The organism is Haliea sp. E1-2-M8 (assembly GCF_030649675.1).
Taxonomy (GTDB): Bacteria; Pseudomonadota; Gammaproteobacteria; order Pseudomonadales; family Halieaceae; genus Haliea.
The window spans coordinates 232,256-250,162 of record NZ_JAUTDR010000003.1 but is presented as its reverse complement, the minus strand read 5'-3'; the positions used below and the strand labels follow the sequence as shown (position 1 = coordinate 250,162).

Annotated in this window: 14 protein-coding genes; all 14 read right to left on the bottom strand. The window is 64.4% G+C overall.

The window, feature by feature from the left end; all coding sequences use genetic code 11:
- Positions 1-104: 104 nt before the first annotated feature.
- On the bottom strand, positions 105-1,157 hold the full coding sequence (locus tag Q6D67_RS04190; RefSeq protein ID WP_304704318.1) for a 2-oxoacid:ferredoxin oxidoreductase subunit beta: 1,053 nt from the start codon (positions 1,155-1,157) through the stop codon (positions 105-107).
- Positions 1,154-3,016, bottom strand: coding sequence for a 2-oxoacid:acceptor oxidoreductase subunit alpha (locus Q6D67_RS04185; RefSeq protein WP_304704317.1), 1,863 nt, complete (start codon positions 3,014-3,016; stop codon positions 1,154-1,156). The genes Q6D67_RS04190 and Q6D67_RS04185 overlap by 4 nt, the downstream gene beginning before the upstream one ends.
- Positions 3,017-3,019: 3 nt before the next feature.
- Complete coding sequence (locus tag Q6D67_RS04180; protein ID WP_304704316.1) at positions 3,020-4,798, bottom strand: FAD-dependent oxidoreductase; 1,779 nt, start codon at positions 4,796-4,798, stop codon at positions 3,020-3,022.
- A gap of 179 nt (positions 4,799-4,977) precedes the next feature.
- Positions 4,978-5,583, bottom strand: a complete 606-nt coding sequence (locus tag Q6D67_RS04175; RefSeq protein WP_304704315.1) for a transglycosylase SLT domain-containing protein — start codon at positions 5,581-5,583, stop codon at positions 4,978-4,980.
- Positions 5,580-7,628, bottom strand: coding sequence for an NAD-dependent DNA ligase LigA (gene ligA / locus Q6D67_RS04170; protein WP_304704314.1), 2,049 nt, complete (start codon positions 7,626-7,628; stop codon positions 5,580-5,582). The genes Q6D67_RS04175 and ligA overlap by 4 nt, the downstream gene beginning before the upstream one ends.
- A 12-nt stretch (positions 7,629-7,640) precedes the next feature.
- Positions 7,641-8,639: a cell division protein ZipA gene (gene zipA, locus Q6D67_RS04165; protein ID WP_304704313.1), complete on the bottom strand. Its 999-nt coding sequence runs from the start codon at positions 8,637-8,639 to the stop codon at positions 7,641-7,643.
- A 29-nt stretch (positions 8,640-8,668) separates the two neighbouring features.
- Complete coding sequence (smc, locus tag Q6D67_RS04160) at positions 8,669-12,166, bottom strand: chromosome segregation protein SMC (protein WP_304704312.1); 3,498 nt, start codon at positions 12,164-12,166, stop codon at positions 8,669-8,671.
- 144 nt (positions 12,167-12,310) lie between these two features.
- Positions 12,311-13,501 (bottom strand): c-type cytochrome biogenesis protein CcmI, encoded by a 1,191-nt coding sequence (ccmI, locus tag Q6D67_RS04155; RefSeq protein ID WP_304704311.1) that lies wholly within the window; start codon positions 13,499-13,501, stop codon positions 12,311-12,313.
- A complete protein-coding gene (locus Q6D67_RS04150; protein WP_304704310.1) occupies positions 13,498-13,968 on the bottom strand; it encodes a cytochrome c-type biogenesis protein in 471 nt (156 codons plus the stop codon). The genes ccmI and Q6D67_RS04150 overlap by 4 nt, the downstream gene beginning before the upstream one ends.
- On the bottom strand, positions 13,965-14,507 hold the full coding sequence (locus Q6D67_RS04145) for a DsbE family thiol:disulfide interchange protein (protein WP_304704309.1): 543 nt from the start codon (positions 14,505-14,507) through the stop codon (positions 13,965-13,967). Before Q6D67_RS04145 ends, Q6D67_RS04150 begins: the two co-directional genes overlap by 4 nt.
- Positions 14,491-16,479: a heme lyase CcmF/NrfE family subunit gene (locus Q6D67_RS04140; RefSeq protein ID WP_304704308.1), complete on the bottom strand. Its 1,989-nt coding sequence runs from the start codon at positions 16,477-16,479 to the stop codon at positions 14,491-14,493. Before Q6D67_RS04140 ends, Q6D67_RS04145 begins: the two co-directional genes overlap by 17 nt.
- Entirely contained in the window at positions 16,476-16,943 is a 468-nt protein-coding gene (gene ccmE, locus Q6D67_RS04135; protein WP_304704307.1) for a cytochrome c maturation protein CcmE, read from the bottom strand. The genes Q6D67_RS04140 and ccmE overlap by 4 nt, the downstream gene beginning before the upstream one ends.
- Entirely contained in the window at positions 16,943-17,143 is a 201-nt protein-coding gene (gene ccmD / locus Q6D67_RS04130; protein ID WP_304704306.1) for a heme exporter protein CcmD, read from the bottom strand. The genes ccmE and ccmD overlap by 1 nt, the downstream gene beginning before the upstream one ends.
- Complete coding sequence (locus tag Q6D67_RS04125) at positions 17,143-17,889, bottom strand: heme ABC transporter permease (RefSeq protein ID WP_304704305.1); 747 nt, start codon at positions 17,887-17,889, stop codon at positions 17,143-17,145. The genes ccmD and Q6D67_RS04125 overlap by 1 nt, the downstream gene beginning before the upstream one ends.
- Between the last annotated feature and the right edge of the window lie 18 nt (positions 17,890-17,907).

Sequence of the window (17,907 nt, the reverse complement as noted above, 5' to 3'; positions counted from 1 at the left end):
AGAGTGCGCTCCTACACCTACGCTACCGGACACGGGGTCTGTGGGAGCCCGCTCCGCGGGCGGTCGCGCACGGAGTGCGCTTCCACCCCAAGCCCACGGAAGGGTTAGCGCAAGCTGGCGTTGATGTTTGCCAACACCTTGTTGCCCGGGCAGAGGTCTTCTTCCGCCAAACTGTTCAGTGGCCGGCGCGAGGTTTCCAGCACGTCGTGCAGATCCCGGGAGTCCTTGTCGATGTAGATCAGCCCGGTCAGGATCTCCCCTGCCGCCCGGTGCTGTTCCAGGGCCACCATGGCCGAGATCCGGTCGAAGGGGTCCAGATCCTCAGCCAGCTTTTCCAGATGCAGGACGGAGCCGTCGTGCAGGGTGACCTCCTGGGTGCGGCCCGCGGGATAGCTGGCGGTGATCTCCTCGCGCATGGGCACGAAATCCACCGTGCCGGTGGCCTCCGAATGCTCGCGCACAAAATCATAACTCTTGGTCGAGCCGGGGTTGTTGTTGAAGGTCACGCAGGGCGAGATCACGTCGATCAGGGCAAATCCGCGGTGGGCTATCGCCGCCTTGATCAGGGGCACCAGCTGGCCCTTGTCGCCGGAAAAGCTGCGCGCCACGAAAGTGGCACCGAGCTGCAGCGCCAGACCCGGCAGGTCAATGGCAGCGAAAGGGTTCGGGTCGCCCTTCTTGCCGGCGGAGCCCTCATCGGCGGTGGCGGAATCCTGGCCCTTGGTCAGTCCGTAGCAGCCGTTGTTCATGACAATGTAGACCATGTTCAGATTGCGGCGGACCGCGTGGGCGAACTGTCCCATGCCGATGGATGCGGTATCGCCGTCACCGGACACGCCCAGGTAGAGCAGCTCCCGGTTGGCCATGCTGGCCCCACTGACCACGGAGGGCATACGCCCGTGCACCGAGTTGAAGCCGTGGGACTTGCCCAGAAAGTAAGTCGGCGCCTTGGAGGAACAGCCGATACCCGACAGCTTCGCGATCCGGTGCGGCTCCAGCGCGAGTTCGTGGCAGGCGCGAACAATGGCGCCGGAAATGGAATCGTGGCCACAGCCGGCGCAGAGGGTAGAAATCGCCCCCTCGTAATCGGCCTTGGTATAGCCGAGGGCATTGACCGGCAGGTCCGGGTGCCTGAATTTGGGCAGCTGGTAGCTCATAATCTGGTCTCCGCGCCGGCGACAACGCGCTCGCGACGCAAGGGAGTAACGTTGTAACCCGGCATCTGCAGCAGAATCTGCTTGCGAATATTGCGGGCACTGATGGGGGTGCCGTCAAAGCAGAGCACGGATTTCAGCTTGTCCGGGCCGAGTTCGAACTCGGCCATGAGCAGGGTCCGCAGCTGGGCATCGCGATTCTGCTCGATGACGAAAACACGCTGGTGCCGGGCAATGAAATCTTCCACTTCATTATTGAAGGGGAAGGCCCGAACCCGCATGGCGGCCAGCGGAACGCCGTCTTCGGCCAGGTAATCGCGAGCCTCCATCGCGGACTCCTCGCTGGTGCCAAAGAACAGGATGGCGGTATCGGTGTCCTGCTCGCAGGGCGTTTCGATTGGAGCGGGCACCCATTGTTTGATGGTTTCCCACTTCGCCATCAGGCGGTGCATGTTCTTCTCGTACTCTTCACCCTTCTCGGTGTAGACCGCGTACTCGTCACGGGAGGTGCCGCGGGTGAAGAAGGCGCCCTTTTCCGGATGGGTGCCGGGGATGGTCCGATAGCAGATCGCGTCACCGTCCACATCCAGATAACGGCCGAAGCGCTCCATTTCGTCGAGCTGCTCGGCGCTCAATACCTTGCCGCGATCGTAGCGGCGATCGTCATCCCAGGACAGGGGCGGCGACATGTTGTCGTTCATCCCCAGATCCAGGTCCGTCATCAGGATGATGGGGGTCTGCAGCCGCTCCGCCAGATCGAAGGACAGAGCACCAAAGTCAAAGCACTCCCTGGGGGTAGAGGGGAACAGCAAGACCTGTTTGGTATCGCCGTGCGAGGCGTAGGCCGCGGACAGAATGTCCGACTGCTGGGTGCGGGTGGGCATCCCCGTGGAAGGCCCCGCTCGCTGCACGTCGAACAGTACCGTCGGGATCTCGGCAAAATAGGCCAGGCCCAAAAACTCGCTCATCAGGGAAAGTCCCGGCCCGCTGGTGGCGGTGAAGGCGCGGGCGCCGTTCCAGCTCGCGCCCACCACCATGCCGATGGCGGCAAGTTCGTCTTCCGCCTGCAGAATGGCGTAATTCCTGCGCCCGGTGCCCGGGTCGATGCGCAGGCGTTTGGCATACTTTTCGAACGCGTCAACCACCGAGGTTGAGGGGGTGATCGGGTACCAGGCCGCGACCGTGGCGCCGCCGTAAATAGCCCCCAGGCCCAGAGCGGTATTGCCATCCAGGAGAATATTGTCGCCGACCTTGTCCGACTTGCGCAGGCGGATACCGATCGGACAGTCAAAGTTTTCCGATGCGTACTGGTAGCCCAGCTCCAGCGCCTGGATATTGGGCAGGATCAGTTTTTCCTTGCCCTTGAACTGGTCTTCCACCAGACCGGTCAGCACGCCGAAATCCATGTCCAGCAGCGCCGCCAGGGCGCCGACGTAAATCACGTTGCGGAACAGCTGGCGCTGGCGCGGATCCTGGTATTGCTCGTTGCAGATCCGGGTCAGGGGAATACCCATGATGGTGACATCGCTGCGGATCAGGCGCAGGTCCAGGGGCTTGGTGTTGTCGTAGATGAAATAGCCGCCCGGCTCCAGCTCCTGGATGTCCTGGGGCATGCTCTGGGGATTCACCGACAACATGATGTCTACCCCGCCGCGCCGACCCAGGTAGCCGCGCTCGCTGACCCGCACCTCATACCAGGTGGGGAGACCCTGAATGTTGGAGGGAAAGATGTTCTTGGGGCAGACTGGCAGGCCCATGCGGAACACCGCCTTGGCGAACAGGTTGTTGGCACTGGCACTGCCAGTGCCGTTGACGTTGGCAAACTTGATGACGAATTCATTGACGGCTTGCAGCGCTTGCATGGTTTATTGCCCCGCTTTGGTAACGCTGTAGAGAAATTTCTGCATGTCCCAGGCCGTGGTCGGGCAGCGCTCGGCGCAGAGGCCGCAGTGCAGGCAGACGTTCTCGTCCTTGACCATGACCCGCTGCGTCGGCAGCTGCTCCGAAACATACAGATCCTGGGCCAGATTGCCGGCCGGGGCGCTCAGCTGCAGGCGCAGCTCGGGCTCCTCCGCATTGGCGGTAAAGCTGATGCAATCAGTGGGACAGACATCCACGCAGGCATCGCACTCGATGCAGCGCGGCGCGTCGAATACTGTCTGCACATCGCAGTTGAGGCAGCGCTCCGCTTCCTTGAAACCGGTGAGCGCGTCGAAGCCCAGTTCCACCTCCAGCTTGCGGTTGCGCAGCGCCTTCTCCAGCGGCGCCATGGGCACCACATAGCGCTTGTCATTCTCCACCGCGTTGTCGTAGCTCCACTCGTGGATACCCATTTTCTGGCTCACGAGGTTGGTGAAGGGTGGCGGCCGCTCGGCGACGGATTCACCGCGGCAGAAGAGATCGATGCTCACCGCCGCCTGGTGACCGTGGGCGACGGCGGTGATCACGTTCTCGGGCCCGAAGGCGGCGTCGCCGCCAAAGAATACTTTTGGATTGGTGGACTGGAAGGTGGTCGCATCCACCACCGGCATATCCCAGTTGTCGAACTCGATATCCAGATCGCGCTCGATCCAGGGGAAAGAGTTCTCCTGGCCGATGGCCATGAGTACATCGTCGGCCTCCATGAACACCAGGTCCTCGCCGGTGGGGACCAGGCTGCGCTTGCCGTCGGCGTCGTACTTTGCCTCCACCTTCTCGAACCGCATGCCCTGCAGCTTGCCGTCCTCAATCACGAATTCCTTCGGCACGTGATTGTCGTAGATGGGGATGCCCTCGTGCATGGCATCCTCCTTTTCCCAGGGCGATGCCTTCATGTCGGCGAAGGGGCTGCGTACCACCACCCTTACATCCTCGCCCCCGAGCCGACGCGAGGTGCGGCAACAGTCCATGGCAGTGTTGCCGCCGCCCAGCACCAGCACCCGCTTGCCAATAGTCTCGGTATGCTCGAAAGCCACGCTGGCCAGCCAGTCGATACCGATGTGGACCTGCTTGCCCGCCTCCTCCAGCCCCGGCAGGTTCAGGCCCTTGCCGCGGGGCGCGCCGGTGCCGACAAACACCGCGTCATAGTCCTGTTCCAGCACGCTCTTGAGGCTGGTCACTTCGGTATCAAAATGGGTGACCACACCGGTATCAAGGATATACCCCACCTCTTCGTCCAGCACGGAAATGGGCAGGCGGAAGGATGGAATCTGGCTGCGCATCATGCCGCCGCCGGCGAACTGGTTGTCAAAGATGTCGATGCTGTAGCCCAGCGGCATCAGGTCGCGAGCTACGGTCAGGGAGGCGGGGCCGGCGCCAACCAGAGCGATGCGCTTGCCGTTTTTGCTGCTCGGGATCTCGGGCAAACGGGCCTTGATGTCGGTCTTGTTGTCCGCGGCTACCCGCTTCAGCCGACAGATCGCCACCGGCTCCTCCCCGTTGGCGATACGGCCCCGGCGGCAGGCCGGTTCGCAGGGACGGTCGCAGGTGCGACCCAGAATCCCCGGGAATACGTTGGAATTCCAGTTGATCATATAGGCGTCGTCGTAGCGCCCCGCGGCAATCAGCCGGATGTACTCCGGCACCGGCGTGTGGGCCGGACAGGCGTACTGGCAGTCGACCACCTTGTGGAAGTACTCGGGGTTCTTGATATCGGTTGGGTTCACGGCTAAGGCCTGCTTTACATCGTCGTGGATTGGACTCGCGACCGGTGCGATCTGGACAAAAGTGTGTCACAAACACGCCACATTTTCATCTCCGGTAAAATGAAAATAGACCCGTTTTGACACCATTGGAAGGAATTACCCGACGTCGACAGGATTGTTAAACCAGCGAGAAGGAAGCGTTAGAAGAGCCCGAAGAAACCGCGGCGCCGGGGCAGCGAACTTTCGCAGGCTGCCAGCTGCGACTGATACTGACTGGCACGGGTACGCACCTTGCCGGCAACGCCCTGCAGCCACACCTTGTTGCGATAGGTGCCGCGGTTAAAGCCGCCGTGGCCCTCGTGGTAGGCGAGGTACAGCCGGTAGGTGTCGTCCCGGGGAATCCCGCTGCGGTGCAGGGATTCGTTGTTGTACCAGCCAATGAAATGGATGGCATCGGCAAAGTCCTTGCGGCTGGCCCGGTAGCGGCCGGTACTGCGCTGGTAACTTTCCCAGGTAGAGTCCAGCGCCTGACTGTAGCCAAACGCGTTCGACGGTCGCGGCCCGGGAATGAAACCCAACAGCCGGCGCCGCGGCGGCTTGGCCTTGGCCTCGAAGCGCGACTCCTGGTGCATGATCGCCAGCATGACCGGAATCGGGCTGCGCCAGTCCTCGCGCGCCTCGAGCGCGTCGGCGTACCAGCCCCTTTTCTCGCGAAAGATACTGCAGGCATTGTCCACATTGGCCGGGGGGGCCGAGGTACAGGCGGACAGCAAGACTATTAACACAAGAGCGAAAAGTAGTCTCATGGCTGCACTCCGTGCTGCGCCAGCAGCGCCAGCAGCGCCGCCTCGTCGATGATTGGGGTGCCCAGCTCGGTGGCCTTGCCCAGCTTGGAACCGGCGCCGGGCCCGGCGACCACCGTGTGGGTCTTGGCGGAGACACTGCCCGCCACCCGCGCGCCCAGCGCCTCAAGGTGCGCCTTGGCCTCGTTGCGCCCCAGCGTCTCCAGGGTACCGGTAACCACCCAGGTCTGCCCCGCCAATGGCAGCGCTTCCGCCGCCACCGGCTCCAGATCCGGCCAGTGCACGCCGGCGGCGCGCAGGGCCCGGACCACCGCCAGGCTGTCGCCGGAGTCGAAAAACTGGCGCAGGTGATCGGCGACTACCGGGCCCACATCCGGCACCGCCAGCAGAGCCTCCTCGTCGGCGGCGACCAGCGCCTCCCAGCTGCCAAAGTGGCGCGCCAGATTGCCGGCGGTGGCCTCCCCGACCTCGCGAATTCCCAGGGCGTAGATAAAGCGCTGCAACGTGGTCGCCTTGCTCCGTTCCAGCGCGGCGAGCAGCTTGTCCACGGATTTTTCACCCATCCGCTCCAGCTCCAGCCACTGCGCTCGCGGCAGGGTGAAGATGTCCGCCACGTTGTGCACCAGACCGCGGTCGACCAGCTGCTCCACCAGCTTGTCGCCCAGACCGTCCACATCCAGCGCCCGGCGCGATACGAAGTGCCGTATCGCGGCTTTTTGCTGCGCCTGGCAGATCAGCCCGCCCATGCAGCGCAGGACCGCCTCGTCCTCGGCCCGTTCCACCACCGAACCGCATACCGGGCAGGCATCCGGAAACACCACCGGCTGCGCCGACTCAGGGCGCTGCTCTGGAATCACGGCCACCACCTGCGGAATAACGTCCCCGGCCCGGCGCACGATTACGGTATCGCCAATGCGCAGGCCCAGGCGCTCGACTTCGTCGCTGTTGTGCAGGGTCGCGTTGCTGACGGTAACCCCGCCCACGAACACCGGCTCCAGCCGGGCCACCGGGGTGATCGCGCCGGTTCGGCCGACCTGGAATTCCACCGCCAGTACCCGGGTCATTTCCTCCTGGGCGGGAAACTTGCGGGCAATGGCCCAGCGCGGCGCCCGCGAAACAAAGCCGAGGCGCTGCTGCAGGGCGAGGTCGTTGACCTTGAACACAATGCCGTCGATGTCATAGGGCAGCTCTGCGCGGCGTGCGGCCAGTTCCTCGTAATAGGCATTGCAGGCATCGAGCCCGGTAACCACCCGCGATTCACTGTTGATACGCAGGCCCCAGGCCTGCAAGCGGTCCAGCACCGCAGAGTGCAGCGGGGGCAAATCGCCGCCTTCATACAGGCCGACGCTGTAGCAGCACATCTGCAGGGGCCGGCGCGCGGTGACGCGCGCGTCCAGCTGCCGCAGGCTGCCAGCGGCGGCGTTGCGCGGATTGACGAAGATTTTTTCGCCGCGCTCGCGAGCTTCGGCATTGATCTGTTCAAAGCCTGCCCGGGGCAGGTAGATCTCGCCCCGCACTTCCAGCACGGGGGGATAGCCCGCACCGCGCAGGCGCAGGGGCACCGAAGCGACGGTGCGCACGTTATGGGTGATATCTTCTCCGGTAGTTCCGTCACCGCGGGTCGCGCCCCGCTGCAGGCGACCGTCCCGGTACACGAGGCTGACGGCGATACCGTCCAGCTTGGGTTCACAGGCGAACTCCAGCTCGTCCGCCGGAGCCCTGCCGAGGCGCTCCAGCAGCCGGCGATTGAAATCCTGCATATCCTCGGCGTTGAAAGCGTTTTCCAGGGACAACATGGGCAGCTCATGCTGCACCTGCCGGAACTGGGCCAGCGGCGTGGCCCCCACGCGCTGGGTGGGCGATTCGGGACTCAGCAGCTGGGGATTAGCCGCCTCCAGTTCGCGCAGGCGCTGCAGGCTGCGGTCATATTCAGCATCGGGTACCGTGGGGTCATCCCGTACGTAGTACTGATAGTTCCAGGCTTCCAGCTGCTCTCGCAAGCGGGCGACTTCCTCCGCCGCTGACAGCTCCGCTCCCACCTCTGCCACCCCCGGGCCGCCTCAGCGCGAGCGGGCGAGCAGGCGCCGTTCCAGGTCGCGGATCTGCTGGCGGCTGTGTTCCATGGTCTGTCGCGTCAGGGCGCTGCGGGTTTCATCCAGCACATCGCCATCGAGATTGCGGGCCACGGCCTGGGCGGTTTCCAGCATGTAGTCGAAGGCCTTCATCATGTCATCCGGCCCCGGCAGGGTGACGAAGAACACCAGCCCCGGCGTGGTGAAATCCGACATGTTGTCGATATCAAACACACCAGGCTGCATCATGTTGGCGACGCTGAACTGGATCGCCCCGCGGCCCGCCTCGAACTCGTGGCGGTGGAAAAAACTCATGTCACCGAAACGCAGGTCGCAGGCCAGCAGGATGTGCAGGATATCGTCGCCGCGAAAACCTTCCGGCTTGCGCGCCACGACATTGAGCATGAACACTTCGGGCTCCACATCCCGCGGCAGACGCCCCGGCCCTGCAGCTTCGGGGGCCGGGCGCGAGCGCTCCTCCGCTTCCAGCGCATCGAGCCAGTCCAGGTTTTCCGGTTCATCCCGGGTGTTGAGGCCGGACACCAGGTCGTCGTCTTCCGCCGGGGGTGCCGCCGGCTTGCTGGCGGACGGCGCGGGCCGGGCCTTGACCCTCGGGGAGGCAGGTTCGCGCTTTGGCGGGGAAGGCTCCCGGGTTGCGGGGGCTGCGGTCGAGGGGGGAGTCTGATCGGGGCTGCTGGCCCGGGCGACGCGCTCAGCCCTGGCAGCCTGCTGCGCCTTGTCGGCCTTGTTCTGAACCGCCGCATCCACCAGGTCACTGCGCTCTACCACCCGCGCGCCCCCGTTGGGCAACTCTTTCAGCATGCCAATATCGTCGTCAACCGCGGTCGTGCTGGGGTCTCTGCCGGCCAGCTTGACCTGCACCGGGGAGCGGCGTTCGTTGCGAACCCGGCGCCAGGCATCCAGCAGCACCGCCAGGATCAGCAGCACTCCGACTATCACCATCCAATCGCGTATCGTCAAGTCCATCACAGCTGCACCCGCATCCTCCGGTTGTTCTAGCTAGCCGCCAGTTCCGCCGCTTCGTCAACATCCACCGTCACCAGGCGCGACACACCGGGCTCGTGCATGGTGACACCCATCAGCTGATCCGCCAACTCCATCGAAATCTTGTTATGGGTGATGTAGATAAACTGCACCTTGGCTGACATCTCCTTCACCATGCGCGCGTAGCGGCCGACGTTGGCATCATCCAGCGGTGCATCCACCTCGTCCAGCATACAGAACGGCGCCGGGTTGAGCTGGAAAATGGAGAACACCAGGGCAATCGCGGTGAGCGCCTTCTCACCGCCGGAGAGCAGGTGAATGGTGCTGTTTTTCTTGCCCGGGGGCCGCGCCATGATGGTGATGCCGGTATCGAGCAGGTCGTCCCCGGTCATTTCCAGGTAGGCGTTGCCGCCGCCGAACACCCGTGGAAACAGCTCCTGCAAACCGGCGTTGACCTTGTCAAAGGTGTCGCGGAAGCGGCTGCGGGTTTCCTTGTCGATTTTGCGGATGGCGGACGCCAGGGTCTCCAGGGCGGTTTCCAGATCCTCGTTCTGGGCATCGAGATAGTTCTTGCGCTCTGACTGCAACGCGTATTCGTCGATCGCCGCGAGATTGATCGGCCCCAGGCGGGCGATACGGGCGGCCACCCGCTCCAGCGCAACCTGCCACTCGGACTCGTTGGCGCCGTCGGGCATGTCGGCCAGTACCTGTTCGAGATTCTGCTCAGCTTCGCGCAGCTGGCGCAGCACGTTTTCGCGCTGCACCTGGAGACCCTGATACTGCAGCCGCTGCTGCTCCAGCTCCGAGCGCACGCCCTGGGCCCGCTGCTCGATGGCAGCGCGCTGTTGCTCGGCCTGACGCATGGCATGTTCCACTTCCGCTACCGCCTGCCGGGCGCGAGTCAGCTCGCCCTCGGAGGCCAGCCGCAGGGCAAGCTGCGCCTCCAGGTCCTCCTGCAGGGGGCCCAGAGGGTCGTCTGCCTCCCCAAGGTTGCCCTGCAGAGTGTCGCGTCGCTCCTGCAACTGGGCTACCTGGGACCGGGTGCGCTCCATGGAGTCGCGCAATGCGCGCAGCTGGGTTTCCAGGGACTGGTGGCGCATGGCGGATTGGTGGGCCACGTCCTTGTCGTGGCGCGCCTTCTGGCGCACGCTGTCGAGCTGGCTGCGGGCCTGGTCGCGGCGGGTCAGCAGGTCCTCGCGCTGGCGCGAATCCAGCTCCATCTGCTCGATGGCGGTGGCCAGCAACAGCCGCGCCTCAGCGACCGATTCCTGTTCCTGGCGGAATTGCTCCCGGGTATCGCTGATCTCTGCGCCCAGGCGCTCCCGGCGGGCGCTGATCTGCTCCAGACGCGCCTGCTGCGCCGACAGTTTCGCGCTGGCTTCCGAGTGCTGCCGCGTGGCCTGCTGCAGCTCGCGCTGGCTGTCCTGGCGCCGGGATTCCAGCGTCTGCTGGCGCTCCCGTGCCTGCAGCTGCCCCGCATCCAGCTCGGCCACCTGCTCGGCAGTCAGGTCAATGTCGGTTGCCAGCCGCTCCAGCTCCTGGCGGCGCTGGATAACGCCGCCCTCCTGTTCGCCCGGACGTTTCACCCGCAGCCAGTCGGCACCGAGCCAGATGCCCTCCGGGGTAATTACCGACTCGCCGGCTGCGAGCACGGCCCGCAGCGCCAGGGCGGCCGGCAGGTCGTCGGCCACCCGCACGCCTGCCAGCAGGCTCGCGGCGGCAGCGGAGCCACGCACCCGCGCCGCCAGGAAATCCGGGCCGGCAACCGCGGCACCGCCCTCTTCCACCAGGCTCAGCTGGCCCTGCTCCAGATCGCCCAGCAGGCCGGCGAGATCGCCCAACTGGTCGACGCAAACGGCCTGCAGGTAGTCGCCGAGCACGGTTTCCACCGCCAGTTGCCAGCCCTCGTCAACCTGCAGTTGCTGCAGCAAGCGCGGCCGGTCCTGTAGCTGGCGCGCCGTGAGCCAGGCGCTGACGCCCTGGTCCCGATCCTCGGTCGCGGCCTGCTGCAGTGCTTCCAGTGAGGCCTGGCGGCCGCGCAATTGCTGCAACCGGGAGCGGCTATCATTGAGTTGCCCCGACAGGCTGCCCTCTTCCTCGCGGGCCGCGGCCAGTTGTTGGACCAGCTCATCGCTGTGCGACTCGAACGTGGCCATCTGCTCTTCAAGCAGGGCGATCTCTTCCGCCAGGACTTCCAGTACAGGCTCGTCATCGCTCTGGACCAGGCCCGCCCGCTCTTCTTCCAGCTGCAGGATGCGCCGCTGCAGACGCTGCTGGGCCTGTTCCAGATGCTGAATGCGCGACTGCTGTACTTCGGCCTGCTGCCGCGGCGCGGCGGCGTGCTGGTTGAACTCGTCCCACTGCTGCTGCCAGTGCAGCATGGCGTCCTCGGCCTGCTGCAGGGCGTCGGCGGACTCCTCCTCCACCGCGTGCAGCATTTCTAGCTCCGGTGCCAGGGTTTCCAGCTCCGCCTCCCAGGTTTCCAGCTTGTCCTGGTCCTGACGCAGGTGCTGCCCCGACTCCTCCAGACTGGCCACGGCCTGGCGCAGATCGTCGTTGAGCTGGCGCGCCCGCTCCTGCTGGAACTTGATGGCCTGCTCGAGCCGGGCGACCTCGGCCCCGAGCGTGTAATAGGTCGCCTGGACCTGGTTGAATGTGTCCGTGCACTCGCTGTGGTCCTGGCGGCGTTGCTCGATCGCGGTGTCGATCTGTTGGTGTTCGGCATTCACCGCTTCCAGCTTCACCTCCAGCTCGGCAATGGCCTGGGCGCAAGCCGTGGCCTGCTGGTCCAGCTGCTGCCATTGCAGGGCCTGCAGCTGGGCTTTCAGGGTCCGTTCCTCGCTCTTCTGTTCGGTGTATTTTTCCGCCGCCTGGGCCTGCCGCTGCAAGTGTTGCAGCTGCCGCTGCAGCTCGTCCCGCAGGTCGGTCAGCCGCTCCAGGTTTTCCATGGTGCGGCGCATGCGATTCTCGGTTTCCCGGCGCCGCTCCTTGTACTTGGAGATACCCGCCGCTTCCTCGATGAAGACCCGCAGTTCCTCCGGCTTGGACTCGATCAGGCGCGAAATCATGCCCTGCTCGATAATCGCGTAGCTGCGCGGCCCGAGACCGGTGCCGAGGAAGATGTCGGTAATATCGCGGCGCCGGCAGCGGCTGCCGTTGAGGAAGTATTCAGACTGGGCTTCCCGGGTCACCAGGCGGCGGATGGAAATTTCCGCATAGCTGGCGTATTCCCCGCCGACGCCGCCATCGCTGTTGTCGAAGACCAGCTCGATGGAGGCCTGCCCCACCGGTTGGCGATTGACCGAGCCATTGAAAATGACATCGGTCATCGACTCGCCACGCAGGTTCTTCGCGGAACTCTCCCCCATCACCCAGCGCACGGCGTCGATGACATTGGATTTCCCGCAGCCGTTGGGCCCCACCACCGCGGACATGTTGCTGGGGAAGTTCACCGTTGTCGGATCGACAAAGGATTTGAAGCCGGCGAGCTTGATGGACTTTAATCGCATATCACTTTAATTAGCATTTATAACGCGCTGTTTTTAAAATAAAATAGCGCCCAAAAAGAGCGCTGGCCGCCGACCTGTAACCACAAGATGTAGTGTATCCAACTTCCCTGGACAACACTACGCCTGTGGCCGGTTAAAGCCGGCCTAGCTCGGGCGAGGCTCCAGGGTGATAGCCAGCGGCTCGGTGGACAGGGAGGGTTGCAGCGGCCCCGCGCGGCCCAGCCAGCTGGCGTTCTCCTCACCGGGAGTGCCTTCGGGAGAGACCTGGACCACAACCACGACCTCGCCGGCCTCGGACAGTTTCTGCCCGGCCATGGAGTTGCTGTCGTCCAGGCGCAGGGTCGCGGGCAGCTGCCCGGCCTGTAGCCGCTGTACCGCGATGGGCATGCGGCTGCTGCTGGAAGCTGAACGCGCCAGCACGAAGACGGTGTCGGTGGGGTTGAGCGCCACGCCCTCGGGGACCGCGACCCGCAGGCTGACACCGATACCAACAGTTGCTTCCAACTCGGCCGCAGCGGCGACTTCCGGTTCGCCAAGGCGCTGCCGCGCCTCGGCAATCACCCCGGCAATCATCTGCGCGCCTTCGCCGCCCGGGGCTTCCATCTCCAGCAGCCGCTCCCAGTACTGAATGGCGGCGCGGAACTGTTCGCGCTCAAAGGCCGCCATCCCCAGCAGGCCAAGTGCCGTGCGCTGGTGCGGATTGATCGCCAGGGCCTGCTCGGCCCGGGCCTGTGACTCGGAGTCCAGCGTCCGGTCGCTGGCGAGATAGCGCGCCTGGGCGGCGTAGGCCAGCGCCTGGGCATCTTCCGGCGCTGCCACTGCCAGCCTGTTGTAGGTTTCCGCAGCCATCGCGAAATCGCCCTGCCCCATGTAGAAACGGCCCAGCAGCGCCAGATAATGCAGATTGTCCGGACGCTGGCCGGAGCGCTTCTCGATGGCCGCCATCAACGCCAGCATTTCATCCTCGCCGGCGTTCTCATCCAGCGCTGCCAACTGCCCACCGATCCTGACATCGGCCACCGAACCCAGTTGGTAGTAAATAAGGCCCGCCATCACCGCCACCAACGGCAACAGTACCCAGACCGGGAATGCTGCCCGGGGATCCGGCCGCGGTGCCTCCACTGGCGTCTGCTGGTCTTCCAGCAGACGCAGCTGGGCGTCGGTTTCCAGGCCGCTGTCGCCTTCCTCCGCCAGCTCGCGCCGGCGCAGCCGGTACCAATCCACGTTGGCCTGGGCGCCGTCGTCCAGCGGCCGGCGCATGGCCCAGCCGGGGAACAGGTAAAACAGGCCACTGAGCAGGATCAGGCCGGCACAGGCAAGCAGGAATATGGTCAAGCGTCTTTCTCCGCCGTTTGCAGCAGGGCAGTGAGCCGAGCCTCGTCATCACTGTCGAGAGTGGTCGGGGACTGCTTGCGGCCGCGCAGCAGCATCAGCAATCCCGCGGCGCCGGCGAGCAGCAACAGTACCGGTGCCAGCCACAAAATTGCGGTGGCGGCGTTGAATGCGGGCCGGTAGCGCACGAACTCGCCATAGCGTGCCACCATGAATTCCAGGATCTCCCGGTCGCTAGCGCCGGCTTCCAGCTGCTGGTGCAGCAGGCGCCTCAGGTCCTGGGAAATGGGCGCATTGGAATCGGCGATATTCTGGTTCTGGCACTTGGGGCAGCGCAGCTCCTGGCTGAGCGCCCGGTAGCGCTGCTCCAGTTCCGGTTCACTGAATTCATAGGTCTCGATGACCGCCGCCGCGGGCAGGGCCAGCAGCAGCATCCACAGGGCCAGGGCGGTGGTGCGCAGTGCGTTCATGGCGTTGTCTCCAGGGCGAGAACTTCCCGCCAAAGGGGCTCCAGGGTATCGCGCCAGACGCGCTCGTCGATGACCCCGACATGGCGATAGCGGATCACGCCGTCGGCATCCACCAGGTAGGTTTCCGGAGCGCCGTAGACGCCCAGATCCACGCCCAGGGTTCCCTCCCGGTCAACGATATTGGCGCGGTAGGGATCGCCGAGATCGCGCAGCCAGCGGCGGGCCGCAGTGTCCTCGTCCTTGTAGTTGATGCCGTAGATGGGGACGCCGCTGTCAGCCAGCTGCTGCAGGTAGGGGTGTTCCACGCGACAGGAAATGCACCAGGTGGCCCAGACATTGAACAGGGCCGGCTCACCGATGACATCGGCGCGGGACAGGGGCCGATCATCGGCCAGCGCGGTGAGCTGAAAGTCCGGCAGCGGCTGGTCGATCAGGGCCGAGGGCATCGCCATGGGATCCAGCGACAGGCCGCGGAACAGAAACGCCGCCAACACCAGGAACAGGATCAGCGGCAGGAACAACTTAAGCCTGGGCGCCACGGACCTCTCCTTGACGCAAGGTATCACGCGCGACACTGCGTTGGCGGCGATAGCGCTTGTCGGCGACGGTCATGAAACCACCGAGGGCCATCAGCACCGAGCCGCCCCACATCCAGCGGACAAAGGGTTTGTAGTGCAGGCGGATGGCCCAGGCGCCGTCTGTTCCCACCGGCTCTCCCATGGCGACGAATAGATCGCGGAAGAAACCGTCATCGATCGCGGCTTCGGTCATGACGTCCCCACTGGCCAGGTAGCGCCGCTTCTGCGGTGCCAGGCGCACGACCTCGCGGCCGTCGCGATAGACGATGAAGCGCGCCTCATCGGCGACATAGTTGGGGCCCTGTACGCCGCGCACATCGAGAAAGCGAAATTCGTAACCGGCGATGGTGTCGCTGGCGCCGGGGCTCATTTTGAGATCGTGCTCGATATTGAACTGGCTGGTGACCACGACACCGATCACGGTAACGGCAAAGCCGATGTGGGCCACGAACATGCCCCAGTAGCTGAGCGCCAGGCGGCGCAGGCCGGTGCCCAGGGAACTGGCGTTGCGCACCCGATTGGCCAGGTCGCGCAGCATGCCGAACACCACCCAGCCCGCCAGCAGGATCGCCAGCGCCACCCACAGGTTGTAGTCGCCATCGTGCAGCAGCGGCAGGGTCAGGGCGCAGACCACGGTTGCAATGGCCGGCACCAGCAGTTCCGCCCGCCAGCGGCTGGCACTGTCCTGCTTCCAGCGCGAGACCGGCCCGATCCCCATGAACGGCATCAGCAACGCCATCAGGGGCACGAAAACCGCATTGAAGTAGGGCGGCCCTACAGAGTACTTGCCCTGCCCCAGCGCATCCATCAGCAGCGGAAACAGGGTGCCGAACAGGACCGTCAGGGTCGCCACCAGGAACACCACGTTGTTGACCAGCAGCAGTGTTTCCCGCGACAGCCAGGCAAAGCCCACCCGGCTGCTCACCGCTGGCGCACGCAGGGCGTAGAGAATCAGGGAACCCCCTACCACGATACCGAGAAATACCAGGATAAACAGGCCGCGGGCGGGATCGGTGGCGAAGGCGTGCACCGAGGTCAGCACCCCCGAGCGCACCAGGAAGGTACCCAGCAGGCTGAGAGAGAAGGCAAAGATGGCCAGCAATACGGTCCAGCTCTTGAACAGGCCACGCTTTTCCGTCGCCGCCAGGGAGTGGATCAGCGCGGTGCCTGCCAGCCATGGCATGAAGGAGGCGTTTTCCACCGGATCCCAGAACCACCAGCCGCCCCAGCCGAGCTCATAGTACGCCCACCAGCTGCCGAGCATGATCCCCAGGGTCAGGAACGCCCAGGCAACATTGGTCCAGGGCCGGGACCAGCGCGCCCAGGCCGCATCCAGACGCCCGCCCAGCAGGGCCGCAATGGCGAAGGCAAAGGCCACGGAAAAGCCGACATAGCCCATGTAAAGCAGTGGCGGGTGAATGATCAGGCCGAAATCCTGTAGCAGGGGGTTCAGGTCCTGCCCGTCCATCGGAGTGCCGGGCAGCAGGCGCGCAAACGGATTCGAGGTAAACAGCGAGAAGGCCATGAAGCCAACCCCGACAAAGCCCATCACCGCCAGCACCCGGGACAGCATCAGCAGCGGCAGCTGCGGGCTGAACACGGCGACCGCGCAGGTCCACAGGGCGAGAATGAGGATCCACAGCAGCAGCGAGCCCTCGTGGTTGCCCCACACCGCGGAGAACTTGTAATACCAGGGCAGCAGGCTATTGCTGTTGTTGGCCACCACCTGCACCGAGAAGTCGTCCTGCAGGAAGGCCCAGGTAAGGCAGGCAAAACTGATGGCCGAAAATACCAGGATGCCAATCGCCAGATTGGGCGCCAGGGCCATGGCGGTGGCGTTGCCGCGCCAGGCGCCCCAGAGGGGTACGGTGCACAGCAGGACCGACAGGCAGAGGGCGAGAATCAGGGCGAAATGGCCAAACTCCGGGATCATTGCGCATACTCCTGCTTCGCGGCCTGTCCAGCCATTCTCGCTTTCGATGCCTCCAGCGCCTCCGCCACTTCCGGCGGCATGTAGTTCTCGTCGTGCTTGGCCAGGACTTCCGCGGCCTGCAGCACACCGTTTTCATCCAGCTTGCCCGAGGCCACCGCGCCCTGCCCTTCACCGAACAGATCCGGCAGGATACCGGTATAGACCACGGGCACCACAGCTTCGTAATCCGTCACCTCGAAGCGGACTTCCAGGCTGTCGCTGCTGCGCTGGACGCTGCCGTCCACCACCATGCCACCCACGCGGATAGTCTGGCCCACGGGAGCGAGGCCCTCGGCGACTTCCACCGGCGGGTAGAACAGGTTGATATTGCCACGCAGGGCATAGGCGACCAGGCCGACCGCGGCCGTGGAGAAGAACACCAGGAACAGGACAAGGTACAGGCGCTGCTTGCGAACAGGGTGCATCAAACCTCCTTGATAGCGCCGGCGACCTGGCCACCGCTGCGCCTGATTTGTCCTTCCAGTTGCCGCAGAAAGCGCTTCTCGCGGCGCTTTGGTGCGTACAGGATGAACGCGATAACCCCAAGTGTAATCAGATAGGCAGACCAGACAAAGGCACCGTGGCCATCCATCTGCAGGGCCGCAGCCAGGGTTTCAAAATACATCAGTCCCGCTCTCCCGACCCCGCCAGCCGCCTGACCCAGGCCGTCCGCTGCTCGCGCTGCAGGATTTCCGCGCGCATGTTCAGCAACAGCGCACAGGTGAACAGCGCGTAGAAAGAAATGATCATGAACAGCAACGGGTAGAGCATGCTCGGATCGATGGTCGTGTCTCCGGTGAATTTGATCGAAGCCGGCTGATGCAGGCTGTACCACCAATCAACTGACTTATAAATGATCGGAATGTTCACCGTCCCGACCAGACTCAGTACCGCGCAGGCCTTGGCCGCCAGCTCCTTGTTTTCATAGGCCTCGTACAGGGCAATCACCCCGAGGTAGAGAAAGAACAGGATCAGCATGGAAGTAATACGCGCATCCCACACCCACCAGGTGCCCCAGGTAGGCTTGCCCCAGATACTGCCGGTAACCAGGGCAACGAAGGTCAGCGCGGCGCCGATCGGCGCACAGGCGCGCATGGCGACGTCCGCCATCTTCATCCGCCAGATCAGGCTCACCGCACCGGCAATTGCCATCACATAGTAACCGGCGAGGGCGACCACCGCTGCCGGCACGTGAATGTAGATAATGCGGTAGCTGTTGCCCTGGCGAAAGTCAGGCGGGGTGAACAGGACTCCCCACACAGCTCCGACGACCAACGCGATAACCGTAATGGGCAACAGCCAACGAAGGATGGACCCGGACAGGCGATAGAGCCAGGGAGGAGAACCAAACTTATGGAAGAGGGACCACATAGGCGGGCAATTATACAG

Excerpts from the sequence above, each read along its gene's own strand:
- smc (WP_304704312.1), bottom strand. The coding sequence starts at position 12,166 with ATGCGATTAAAGTCCATCAAGCTCGCCGGCTTCAAATCCTTTGTCGAT.
- Q6D67_RS04175 (WP_304704315.1), bottom strand. The coding sequence starts at position 5,583 with ATGAGACTACTTTTCGCTCTTGTGTTAATAGTCTTGCTGTCCGCCTGT.
- Q6D67_RS04125 (WP_304704305.1), bottom strand. The coding sequence starts at position 17,889 with ATGTGGTCCCTCTTCCATAAGTTTGGTTCTCCTCCCTGGCTCTATCGC.
- Q6D67_RS04185 (WP_304704317.1), bottom strand. The coding sequence starts at position 3,016 with ATGCAAGCGCTGCAAGCCGTCAATGAATTCGTCATCAAGTTTGCCAAC.
- ccmE (WP_304704307.1), bottom strand. The coding sequence starts at position 16,943 with ATGCACCCTGTTCGCAAGCAGCGCCTGTACCTTGTCCTGTTCCTGGTG.
- Q6D67_RS04190 (WP_304704318.1), bottom strand. The coding sequence starts at position 1,157 with ATGAGCTACCAGCTGCCCAAATTCAGGCACCCGGACCTGCCGGTCAAT.
- ccmD (WP_304704306.1), bottom strand. The coding sequence starts at position 17,143 with ATGTATTTTGAAACCCTGGCTGCGGCCCTGCAGATGGATGGCCACGGT.
- Q6D67_RS04150 (WP_304704310.1), bottom strand. The coding sequence starts at position 13,968 with ATGAACGCACTGCGCACCACCGCCCTGGCCCTGTGGATGCTGCTGCTG.
- zipA (WP_304704313.1), bottom strand. The coding sequence starts at position 8,639 with ATGGACTTGACGATACGCGATTGGATGGTGATAGTCGGAGTGCTGCTG.
- Q6D67_RS04140 (WP_304704308.1), bottom strand. The coding sequence starts at position 16,479 with ATGATCCCGGAGTTTGGCCATTTCGCCCTGATTCTCGCCCTCTGCCTG.